This is a genomic window from Bacteroides sp. CAG:189, from assembly GCF_000432295.1.
Classification (GTDB): Bacteria; Bacteroidota; Bacteroidia; order Bacteroidales; family Bacteroidaceae; genus Bacteroides; species Bacteroides salyersiae.
In genome coordinates, this window is the sequence record NZ_HF991125.1 from 219,367 (window position 1) to 222,915 (window position 3,549).

3 protein-coding genes are annotated in these 3,549 nt (G+C 47.1%); all 3 read right to left on the bottom strand.

Translation table 11 applies throughout. The features are described from left to right. Positions 1 to 1,631, bottom strand: a 1,631-nt coding sequence (locus tag QVP90_RS19205; protein WP_288204930.1) for a glycoside hydrolase domain-containing protein, incomplete at its 3' end; no start/stop codon positions are given. Between the two features lie 144 nt (positions 1,632 to 1,775). Next, the gene (locus QVP90_RS19210) at positions 1,776 to 2,252 is read right to left on the bottom strand and encodes an acetylxylan esterase (RefSeq protein ID WP_288204934.1); all 477 of its coding nucleotides are present in this window, start codon (positions 2,250 to 2,252) and stop codon (positions 1,776 to 1,778) included. Next, positions 2,140 to 3,549 (bottom strand): acetylxylan esterase (locus QVP90_RS19215; protein ID WP_288204931.1); only part of this gene is annotated, 1,410 nt, incomplete at its 5' end. The genes QVP90_RS19210 and QVP90_RS19215, both read right to left, overlap by 113 nt.

Genomic DNA, 3,549 nt, shown 5'->3' on the forward strand with positions numbered 1-3,549 from the left:
TCTTTCCCTCCGCAAAGACGGATCAGACGACTGAACTGATGAGGAGCGAACAATGTGTACACCCAAGAATTACCTTCGTAGAAATATTCCACCCACGGACCGTAGCGCAACGCCGGATCGATACCGATCCATTCGCCGTTCTCTTTGCGCGGACCGACAAAGCCATTGAAACCATGACTTTCCAGATTCGGATTAAACAAATTCACCCACTGTTGGGAACGGTTTTCCAGATAGTCCGCCGTCTCATCATCCTTCATTATCCTTGCAATACGTGCACCGCAATCGTCATTGTAGGCATACTCCATAGTGTAGCTGCAACTCATCCTTGCTCCCGTTTCAGGAATCCATCCCTTTTTCAGGTAAAGGCTGTCACGGGCATGAAACGCATTCCATTTCACCAGTTCATACGCCTTCTGGCGGTCGAATCCTTTCAGGTTTTTCACGAAAGCATCGGCTATGATATTGTCCACGTCATCTCCGCCCTGTTTCATCTCCCATTCCAGAGAGCTGGTAAAGGTCGGAGTACACTCTCCGTCGTGAGCGAAACGGTCTATAAAAGAATTCACCGTTTTTGCCACGAAACTCTCATTGACAAGCATCATCAAAGGATACTTGGTGCGCCATGTATCCCACACGCAGAAATGATCGTCAAGATGAGGTTGTCCACTCGTCCAACGGGGATTGTCGCCCGTACGATCGCGGGGCATCACAAAACTATGATACATGGCTGTATAGAACAGACGCTGCTCTTCTTGGGTTCCCCCTTTTACATCGATAGTGGCAAACACATCCTCCCAAGCAGATTTCGCCACACGCTTCACCTCGTCGAAGCTACGCGCACCGATCTCCTGTTCCAGATATTTACATGCATTCTCCACACTTCTGAGTGAAACGCCGATGCCCAGATGGACAGTTTCAGCCTCTTCCGGCAAACTCAAACGGGCATACAGAGCCTTCGTCCCCTTATCGGTGACTTTCACCTCCTTCAATTTCACATCCGGACGCATGGCAAAAAACACTTTGTAGGGAGCTGCGCTTCCGAAACCTCCGGCGTATTCGCCCCAACCGGTCAGCAAGCCCGATGCCTTGTCGTATTCGATATTCCCTCCCAGAAAAGTACCTTTCACTATGGGGACAATGTGCTGCGGAATGTTGTGTTTCATATCCAAAAGGATATTCTTGTTACCGGATTTCGGATAGGTGAAGCGGTAGTACACACTGTGGTGAGTGGGGGTTATTTCGGTTTTTATCTTATAGCGGTCCAAATTTACCTTATAATAATAGGGCGTAGCCACTTCATCGGACTTAGGAGAGTCGTGTTCCGTCTCGCCGGGTTTGAAACCGACCTGCGGAGAGATAAACACCTGTCCGTAGCGTCCCCAGCCAATGCCGGAAACATGCAGCTGTCCGAATCCGCGAATCACATCGTTTTCATCGTATCCGTTGTGACCGCCGTTGGGAGTTTGCGGCGCCGGGTTCACAGAGCCATGCGGCAACTGAGGGCCAATTACACAATTACTGCTGTTCTTTACCCCCATGAACATATCTACCAGAGATACCTTATCCGGATTTCCGGCGAAAAGACAAGTGGGAATAATTATTAATAAGATGAGTAAAGGGTGACTTTTCATTGTATTCACAGATTCTTTAATTAAACAATTTAGCTTTCTTGACAGAAGCAAAATAAGCCCAAAAAAGAATCCGCTTATGCAAAAATATAATCTATGTATACCAAAATATGACAAGAACAATATTTTGGTATACATAAATTAGATTCAGTTGCAAAAACTACGGAAAAAGTTATTTCTGATTGTCCACCAACTCTTCCCAACCGTATGTTCTTTATCGTAATAGATATAATAACGCTTAGGAGACTTCACCTGATTGTAGCCGGAAAAATTGATATGGGGAGGGCAAATATTATCTTGCAACCCTACGCCCATGATGATGGGACACGTAATACGCGGTGCCAGATTCTTACTGTCGAAATAGGAAAGCAACCGGTATATTTCGTCCCAACTACTCTCCTCATGGCTACGCAGATACTCTTCGAACACACTACGCGGCCAGGGTGCGATCTTAAAATAATCCTCAAAATCCGACAGGAAAGGGATGTAAGGTGCTGCCGCACAGATGCGTCTATCCAGTGCACAGGCTGCCAGCGTAAAAGCTCCGCCCTGACTTCCGCCTTCGGCAAAAATCTTCTCCGTGTCCACCTCCGGACGTGAACACAGGAAGTCGATCCCACGCACCAAATCCATAAATGCCCCCCCGATAATAGTATTGTGATTTATCTTCCAGCCCGTGTACGATCCATTTGCCATAGATGTTGACAGGAAGCTGAATGCCTTGCCCTCTGGTGGAAAGGATAAACTCGCAAAAGCCGGGCAGATTATCCGGACGAGGAAAACCACCCCCGGAACCATAGCCCAGAAAAGAGATGACAGACGGAAACTTGCCCTTTTGCTTGGGAACGGCGTAATACCCTTCGATACGGACATTTCCTAACGAATACATTTCCACCCGGTAGATGTTTTTGGCTCCTTGTGACTTCTCTTCCAGTAAAGTCATGCGGTAATCGGGAACAACTTCGGAAAGCTCTTTCAGCGTAGTTTCCCAGAACTGGTCGAAATCGGGTTCGACATCGACGGGAGAAATAATCTGTTCCGGGCAATATCCCATATTAAATTTCAGAAAATCGCTTTTTACACCTTGTTGTTCTCCATACAAAGTAATCCGGTAAAAACCCGGAGCCGGCGGAACGAAAGAGACGGGTTGCTCAAAATCTCCTTTCACCCGGTACACAAAAGAGTCTACCGGGAGATAGGTGTCCGTCGTCACGTTGCAAACGAGATTAAATTCCCCTCCTGCCACAAGCGGCTGTTTCGGACATACACGGAAATCGATTGTCTCCGTATTTTCGAATACCCAGTCGCTATCGTCACAACGAATATCCAGCATCAGATCGTCCATCGGAGTTATGGATTGCAGGAGTATATTTTCTGTCTTCAACCCTCCTGCACCACCGTTGTCGTACACCCGGATGGCAATGAGATTCTCTTCACCGAATCGCAACAGTTCCGGGCTGATCTTGTATTTACGCATACCGCCATAAATAACTTTATATTCCGGTGGAAACTCTCCCATCCTACCGACAGAGACCCCGTTGACAAAAACCTCATCCACGTCATCGGCAAATTCATATCTTATATATAAACCTCCAGCATTCGTTACGATCGGTTTCCAATCCTCGGAAATCTTGAAATGCTGCCTGTACCAACCATAACCGTCATAGCCGTCATAACCCTGTTCTTCCCAGTATTGTCTGGAAGAGATAGTGCCCCATTGGTTATCGTCGAATTCCGTAGTGGCCCATACGGATGAATCGCCCGTCGAGAATTTCCATTGCTCATTCAAGGTGAGCATAAAGTGAGTCTCCGCGCCCACAGCATATGCAAACAGGGTTTGCAACACACAAATAAATAGGATAACCCGATATCTCATTTTTATAAAGTTATAAAGCCTCTCCCCAACCCTCTCCGTGGGAGA